The sequence below is a fragment of the Arenimonas sp. genome, from assembly GCF_035312645.1.
GTDB lineage: Bacteria > Pseudomonadota > Gammaproteobacteria > Xanthomonadales > Xanthomonadaceae > Arenimonas.
Genome location: NZ_DATGBO010000001.1, coordinates 25,510 through 32,394, shown reverse-complemented (window position 1 = coordinate 32,394; position 6,885 = coordinate 25,510). Strand labels below are relative to the sequence as shown.

Genomic DNA, 6,885 nt, shown 5'->3' with positions numbered 1-6,885 from the left:
TCGTCGCCGCGGATCACGTCGCTGATCGCCATGTCGATGTCGTCGACGACCACGGCGAAGTTGTAGGTCGGGTAGCCGTCGGAACGGAAGATCACCAGGTCGTCGAGTTCGGTATTGCTCCACTCGATGCGACCCTTGATCTTGTCCTCGAACACCACTGAACCGGTGAGCGGATTCTTGAAGCGGATGACGCGGTTGGGGTCGTCGCGGAACGGCGCGTTGGCCTCACGGTAGGCGCCGTTGTAACGTGGCTTTTCTTTCGCGGCGAGCGCCGTCTCGCGCATCGCCTCGAGCTCCTCGCGGGTTTCGTAAGCGTAGTAAGCCTTGCCGTCGGCGACCATTTTTTCCGCGACTTCGCGGTAGCGATCCAGACGCTGGGTCTGATAGATCGGGCCTTCGTCGTACTCCAGACCCATCCAGGCCATCGCGTCGAGGATCGCCTGCACTGCTTCCTGGGTGGATCGCTCCTGATCGGTGTCCTCGACCCGCAACACGAACTGGCCGCCGCGGCGACGCGCTTCCAGATAGCAATACAGCGCCGTGCGGGCGCCGCCAATGTGCAGGAAGCCGGTAGGGCTGGGAGCGAAACGGGTGCGGCAGGTCATCGGGCCGGGCTCGGAGTGACGGGGACCGGCGATTTTACCGGAGCCGGCGCGCCGACGCGCTCATTTCACCGTGATGGTGATCTTTTCCGAAACCACGGGTGGATCGTGCGGAATGTGATTGGCATCGGCGAGCAGCAATTGCAGCGTGTGCTTGCCGGGCGCGAGCTTGAGCACGGTTTCGGTCTGGCCCATGCCGAAATGCAGGTGTTTTTCGTCCTTGGGCACGGGCTGGTCGGTCGGCGGCAGCGGCGAGTCGATGATCAGGTGGTGATGCCCGGTATTCGCAGCCATCGTGCCCGCCGGCGCCACACCCATGCCGCTGAGTCCGAAGCGCACAGTGACCTCGCCCTTGATCACCGCGCCATTGCGCGGACTCTCGAAGTAGACCCGCGCGCCCGCCGGCGATGGTGTGCGCGGCAGATCGCTGGCGAGGGCGGCACCGACCAGCGCCAATGCGAGCAGGGAAACACTGAGGATTCTCGGCGACATGAACGACTCCATGGTTGCCGGCCGTGGGCCGGGGCAAGGCCAAGCTACACGAGCAAACCTTATGTCGGTGTGGACGGCCAATGGTCGCAGTCGCTGCTAAAATGCGCGCATGAACCCGACCCGCCGCCGTCTCGCCGCCCTCGCCCTGATCCTCGCCGGATTCCTCAGCTTCCCCGCCCTCGCCCAGAACGAGACGACGGCTCTCGCCAAGCCGGCTGATGTGCCCGCCACGGCCGCATCCGGCCCGCGCGTTGCGCTGGATACCAGTCTCGGTCGCATCGTGATCGAGCTCTACCCGGCGAAAGCGCCGCACACCGTCGAGAACTTTCTCGCCTATGTGCGCGAAGGCCACTACAACGGCACGATCTTCCACCGGGTGATTGCCGACCTGCTGATCCAAGGTGGCGCATTCACCTCGGACCTGCAGCAGAAACCCGAGCGCGCACCGATCGCCAACGAGGCCAACAACGGCCTGTCCAACCTGCGCGGCACCATCGCCGCAGCACGTCGCTCCAGCGAGAAGGATTCCGCCGGCGCGCAGTTTTTCATCAACACCGTCGACAACCGCCAGTTCGACCACAGCGCCGACAGCCCGGCCTATGCCAGCGGCTATTGCGTGTTCGGCCGGGTGATCGATGGACTGGAAATCGTCGACAAGATCCGCATCGTGCCGACCGCGGCGAAAGCCCCGTTCGACGGCGACGTGCCGGTGACGCCGGTGGTGATCGAACGCGCGCAGATCCTGTCCGAGTAAGCCGGTGAGCACGCTCTTCATTTCCGATCTGCACCTGGATGCGGAACGCCCGGACATCACCGCGCTGTTTCTGGACTTCCTCGCCAGCGAGGCGCGCGCTGCCGAAGCGCTGTACATCCTCGGCGACCTGTTCGAAGCCTGGGTTGGCGACGACGACAGCAGCCCGCTGATCGATGCCGTCCGTGCAGGCCTGCGCGATCTGATCGCCGCCGGCGTACCGGTGTATTTTCTGCGCGGCAATCGCGACTTCCTCGTCGGCGCGAAATTCGCCGCCGATACCGGCGCGCAGTTGCTCGCCGATCCCTGCCTGATCACCCTGCACGGCGAGCCGACCCTGCTGATGCATGGCGACCTGCTGTGCTCGGACGATCTCGCCTACCAGACCTTCCGTCGCCAGGTGCGCGACCCCGCCTGGCAGGAAAATTTCCTCGCGCAACCACTGGCCGCCCGCCAGGCTTTTGCAGCGCAGGCGCGTGCCGCCAGCCAGCAGCATCAGGATGGGTTGAAGGCCAGCAACGCGCTGGAAGCGATCACCGATGTCAGCGCCGATACCGTCACCGAAACACTGACGCGCTACGGCGTCATCCGACTGATCCACGGGCACACGCATCGCCCGGCGATCCACAGCCTGCGCAGCGGCGGACACAGCGCCCAGCGCATCGTGCTTGGCGACTGGTACACGCAGGGCTCGGTGCTGCGCGCGAGCGCCGATGGTTTCGATCTCGCGATGCTGGCTTTGTAGGAGCGACGCAAGTCGCGATTTCCGTCAAGGTGCGGTAATTCGCGACTTGCGTCGCTCCTACGTCGGGGCATGAAAACGGGGGCGATCAAGGCTTCGCGTACCGCCCCGCATCGAATCCACCAACCTCGAACAACAGCGACGGCGTCGCGCCGCTGCCCTTGGGCAGGGTGATGCGTACCTGTTTGGCTTTTTGCATCTGTTCGACGAAACGTTTCTCGTCGACCACGAACAGCGCCGGGCCCTTGCCGGAATCGGCTTGTTTGCCGGTCCAACTGGCCGCTTCGGCATCGTCGAAACCGATCCGCATCGTGCAGGGTTTGCCGCAGGAAAATTTCGACTGCGCGAGCAGCAGATAGACGCTGCGGCCCCAGGATGGATGATCGCGCAGCACCAGGCGCGCATCCGCCACCGGTGCAACCTCGCCTTCTTCAACCGGCACCGTGCGGCTGTAGATCGTCGCGCTGCGTTGCACGCCGCCGGCTTCAACGGTGACCGCCTGGTATTCCCAGAGATCGCGCAGGCGATGACCGTCGCGCGCCGTAGCCGCCTGCTTTCGCGTATCCGTCAAACTGGCGTCGAGTCCAGAGGCCGCAGCGCTGTCGGCAAATTTCCCGCGCAATTCATCGGCCTTGGTTTCGGCGAGCTCCCAGTTCTGTGCGGCGCGGGCGCTTTGATAATCGGCGAGCAGCTTCTGTGCCTTGGCCTGGTCGGCGGCCGACAGGTCGTTGCCTTCGCCTTCCGGCGACGAACAGGCCGACAGCGTCAGCGCAGCGAGCAGCAACAACAGAAATCTCAGGCTCATGAATTCACTTTCCCGGAAAGCGCCGACAGCATCGCCATCTCGTTGTCGGCAAAACCGGCGGCGGTACGCGCCGGAAGATTGAAGGGGCCACGGATCGCGCCCTTGGCGAAATCGCGAATCAACTCGATGAAGGTCGATTCCGGCTCGCGGCCCTCGCGCTCGCAACACCAGACGAACCATCGGCTGCCGATCGCGACGTGGCGGACTTCCTCGCTCAAAATGGTTTCGAGGATGTCGGCGGAGGCGTGGTCGCCGAGACCGCGCAGGCGCTGGATCATGCCTGGCGTCACGTCCAGACCACGCGCCTCGAGCACGCGCGGCACCAGCGCCATGCGCGTGAGGCAGGAATCGGCGCTCTTTTCCGCCATTTCCCATAAACCGTTGTGCGCGCCGAAATCCCCGTAGGAAAAACCGAGCTCGTTGAGGCGTGTCGACAACAGCGCGTGATGCCGCGCCTCGTCGTCGGCCACGCTCACCCAGTCGCGATAAAACTGCTCGGGCATGCTGCGGAAACGATAGGCGGCGTCGAGCGCGAGATTGATCGCATTGAACTCGACATGCGCGATCGCATGCAGGAACCCGGCGCGGCCTTCGACACTGCCCAGGCCACGCTGTGGCGTGTCGCGCGGCGAGACCAAGGCTGGCGCGGTCGGGCGCCCTGGTGCGGTTATCGGCCGCGGCGCAGGCGCCAACTGATCAACCTGCAACTCGCCAGCAGCGAATCGCACCGCCAGCGCATGCGTCAACGCACATTTTTCGGAGACATCGGCAGCATCCAACGCTGCCTGCAACGCCTGGAACAAGTCAGTCACGCCGGCAAGCCATCGCCGATGAAACTATCGAACCCACTGCCTTGCTGGCGACGACAGGGCTCTTCACAAGAAACGTCTACGACACGCGTCGCTTGAGTTTGGATTCATCGCTGCGCGCCTGCTGCAAGCGCTCGAAATAACCGGGCTCGATGCCGGTGACGTATTCGCCAGTGAAGCAGGATGAATCGAAGGTGGTCTGCTTGCGCTTCGGCCCGGACACTGCGGCTTCGAGATCGGCGATGTCCTGATAGATCAGCCAGTCGCAGCCGAGCAGCGTCTGCACTTCTTCCTCGCTGCGGCCGTGCGCGACCAACTCGCTCGCCGCCGGCATGTCGATGCCGTAGACATTCGGGAAACGCACCGGCGGCGCTGCGGATGCGAGATAGACCTTGCGCGCGCCGGCATCGCGCGCCATCTGGATGATCTGCTCGGACGTGGTGCCGCGCACGATGGAGTCGTCGACCAGCAACACCACGCGACCCTTGAATTCCAGCGGGATTGGATTGAGTTTGCGACGCACGGATTTAACGCGCTCGCCCTGCACCGGCATGATGAAAGTGCGGCCGATGTAGCGGTTCTTGATGAAGCCTTCGCGGTATTTCACGCCGAGGAGATTGGCGATTTCCAGCGCGGCGTCGCGCGAAGTGTCGGGAATCGGTATCACCACATCGATGTCGTGATCGGGACGCAGGCGCTGGATCTTCTCGCCCAGTTTCACGCCCATGCGCATGCGCGCCTTGTGCACCGAGATGTCATCCATCATCGAGTCGGGGCGCGCGAAATACACGTATTCGAAAATGCAGGGCGTGTGCGTGCCGGTGGTCGTGCAGATTTCCGCGAACAACTCGCCACGCGAAGTGATGACCACCGCTTCGCCGGGGGCGATGTCGCGCACGCGGGCGAAGCCGAGGATGTCGAGCGCGACCGATTCGGAAGCGACCGCGTATTCGACGCCGGCAGCAGTCTCGCGTTTGCCCAGCACCAGCGGACGGATGCCATTGGGATCGCGGAATGCGACCAGGCCCAGGCCGAGCACGATGCCGACGATCGCGTAACCGCCCTTGCAGCGGCGATGCACGCCGGCGACCGCGGCGATCGCCGAAGCCGGCGACAACGCACCCTGTGCGGCAAGTTCGTGCGCGAACACGTTGAGCAGCACTTCCGAATCCGATTCGGTGTTGATGTTGCGGCGGTCCTGTTCGAACACTTCCCGGCGCAGCGCTTCGGTGTTGATCAGGTTGCCGTTGTGCGCGAGCGCGATGCCATACGGCGAGTTCACGTAGAACGGCTGCGCTTCGTCGGAACCGGCGGAACCTGCGGTCGGATAACGGCAGTGGCCGATGCCGACGCGGCCGTTGAGCAGTTCCATGTGCGCGCTGTCGAAGACATCCTTCACCAGGCCGTTGCCCTTGTGCAGGCGGATCTTGTTGCCGTCGACGGTGGCGATGCCAGCGGCATCCTGGCCGCGATGCTGCAGGACGGTCAGTCCGTCATAGAGCGCCGCTGCGACATCCGCGATGCCGACGATTCCGATGATGCCGCACATAAATACTCCGTGACGCGCTGGTCTGAAACGTGGATCGCTACTCAGGGATTGGCGACGACGATGCCGGTCGCGGCCATTTTCTGCTTGACCGATTCGAGCAGGGCTTCGGCCGCGGAACGATCCGCGACCGGGCCGACGCGAACACGGAAGCGCGCACCGGCATCGGTATCGACGCGCTGCACGAAGGCGCTGAAGCCCTGTGCGCGGGCGCGATCACGCAGCGCATTCGCGTCGGCTTCGTTGCTCGGCGCCGCCAGCTGCACAGCGAAGCCGACCGCGGTGTTCGGCGGCAACTTCTCGACAGGCTTCACGGTGGCCGCAGGCTTCGGAGCAGCGGCGGATGTTGCGGGTACTGTCGCAGCAACGGGCTTGACCGCCGGCGCGTCCATCGGCTTGCTCGCCGCGGCGTCAAGGGTGACGACCTGCGTGCTGCCACCACCGACGCTTTCGGCACGCAAGCGCGCGGCTTCGGCGGCGGCGCGATCGGCGTACGGCCCGACGCGCACTCGCATCGCGGTTTTGCCGCCAACCTCGACCTTGTCGGCGGTGACCGGCAGTTTCGCGGCGCGAAGTTTGGCGACCAGCGCGTTGGCATTGTCGAGATTGCCGAAGCTGCCGATGTTCACGGCGTAATTGCCGCCAGCGACGGCAGCGGAAGCAGGCGTTGTCGGCGCCGGTGCGACGGTGGGCTTGCTTGCCGGCGGCGGTGTCGGTGCGGGAGCAGGCTTGGGCGTGGCGACCGCTGCCGTTTCAGGCTTCATCGGAATCGGAGTCGATGCCGGCGTGGCAGCTGGCGCGGTCGCAGTGGGCTTGTCGGGAGTCGGAAGCGTAGCGGTATCGGTGCCGGCTTCGGTCAGCGCCGGAGTAGCGACGCTGCTAGGTGATGGCGGTGCGGTCTCCATGCCGAGCACGCCGCCGGGCGGCGTATTGGTATCGGGGCCGGCGAGCGGCAATTCACGGGTTTCGAATTTCTGGTCGGGCGAGGCCGGCATGCTCAGCGGCACTTCGGCGGCGTCAGGTGCCTTGACGTCGGGACGCTTGAGCAGCATTGGCAGGAAGATGATCGCCAGTGCGGCGAGGACAGCGGCGCCAATCAGGCGCTGTTTGAGCGGAGATTCCATGCGATCAGCCTGCC

8 protein-coding genes are annotated in these 6,885 nt (G+C 64.9%); 2 read left to right on the top strand and 6 right to left on the bottom strand.

Translation table 11 applies throughout. The features are described from left to right. Positions 1-605 (bottom strand): glutamate--tRNA ligase (gene gltX / locus VKM35_RS00140; protein ID WP_324317092.1); only part of this gene is annotated, 605 nt, incomplete at its 3' end. A 60-nt stretch (positions 606-665) separates the two neighbouring features. Further along, positions 666-1,094 (bottom strand): DUF4399 domain-containing protein, encoded by a 429-nt coding sequence (locus VKM35_RS00135; RefSeq protein WP_324317090.1) that lies wholly within the window; start codon positions 1,092-1,094, stop codon positions 666-668. Positions 1,095-1,203: 109 nt separating this feature from the next. Between VKM35_RS00135 and VKM35_RS00130 the strand changes: the two genes are divergently transcribed. Both VKM35_RS00130 and lpxH read left to right on the top strand, forming a co-directional pair. Next, entirely contained in the window at positions 1,204-1,848 is a 645-nt protein-coding gene (locus tag VKM35_RS00130; protein ID WP_324317088.1) for a peptidylprolyl isomerase, read from the top strand. A 4-nt stretch (positions 1,849-1,852) separates the two neighbouring features. Next, a complete protein-coding gene (gene lpxH, locus VKM35_RS00125; RefSeq protein ID WP_324317086.1) occupies positions 1,853-2,590 on the top strand; it encodes a UDP-2,3-diacylglucosamine diphosphatase in 738 nt (245 codons plus the stop codon). A gap of 85 nt (positions 2,591-2,675) precedes the next feature. Here lpxH and VKM35_RS00120 read toward each other — a convergent pair whose 3' ends face one another. The 4 genes from VKM35_RS00120 to VKM35_RS00105 all read right to left on the bottom strand — a co-directional run bounded on the left by VKM35_RS00120 (position 2,676) and on the right by VKM35_RS00105 (position 6,871). After that, positions 2,676-3,392: a hypothetical protein gene (locus VKM35_RS00120; RefSeq protein WP_324317084.1), complete on the bottom strand. Its 717-nt coding sequence runs from the start codon at positions 3,390-3,392 to the stop codon at positions 2,676-2,678. Next, positions 3,389-4,204 carry a ferritin-like domain-containing protein gene (locus VKM35_RS00115; protein ID WP_324317082.1) on the bottom strand — a complete coding sequence of 272 codons (816 nt, stop codon included), beginning with the start codon at positions 4,202-4,204 and terminating at the stop codon, positions 3,389-3,391. The genes VKM35_RS00120 and VKM35_RS00115 overlap by 4 nt, the downstream gene beginning before the upstream one ends. Before the next feature lie 76 nt (positions 4,205-4,280). Next, entirely contained in the window at positions 4,281-5,750 is a 1,470-nt protein-coding gene (gene purF / locus VKM35_RS00110; RefSeq protein WP_324317080.1) for an amidophosphoribosyltransferase, read from the bottom strand. Positions 5,751-5,791: 41 nt separating this feature from the next. Further along, positions 5,792-6,871: an SPOR domain-containing protein gene (locus VKM35_RS00105; protein WP_324317078.1), complete on the bottom strand. Its 1,080-nt coding sequence runs from the start codon at positions 6,869-6,871 to the stop codon at positions 5,792-5,794. Between the last annotated feature and the right edge of the window lie 14 nt (positions 6,872-6,885).

Excerpts from the sequence above, each read along its gene's own strand:
- VKM35_RS00135 (WP_324317090.1), bottom strand. The coding sequence starts at position 1,094 with ATGTCGCCGAGAATCCTCAGTGTTTCCCTGCTCGCATTGGCGCTGGTC.
- VKM35_RS00130 (WP_324317088.1), top strand. The coding sequence starts at position 1,204 with ATGAACCCGACCCGCCGCCGTCTCGCCGCCCTCGCCCTGATCCTCGCC.
- VKM35_RS00120 (WP_324317084.1), bottom strand. The coding sequence starts at position 3,392 with ATGAGCCTGAGATTTCTGTTGTTGCTGCTCGCTGCGCTGACGCTGTCG.
- purF (WP_324317080.1), bottom strand. The coding sequence starts at position 5,750 with ATGTGCGGCATCATCGGAATCGTCGGCATCGCGGATGTCGCAGCGGCG.
- VKM35_RS00105 (WP_324317078.1), bottom strand. The coding sequence starts at position 6,871 with ATGGAATCTCCGCTCAAACAGCGCCTGATTGGCGCCGCTGTCCTCGCC.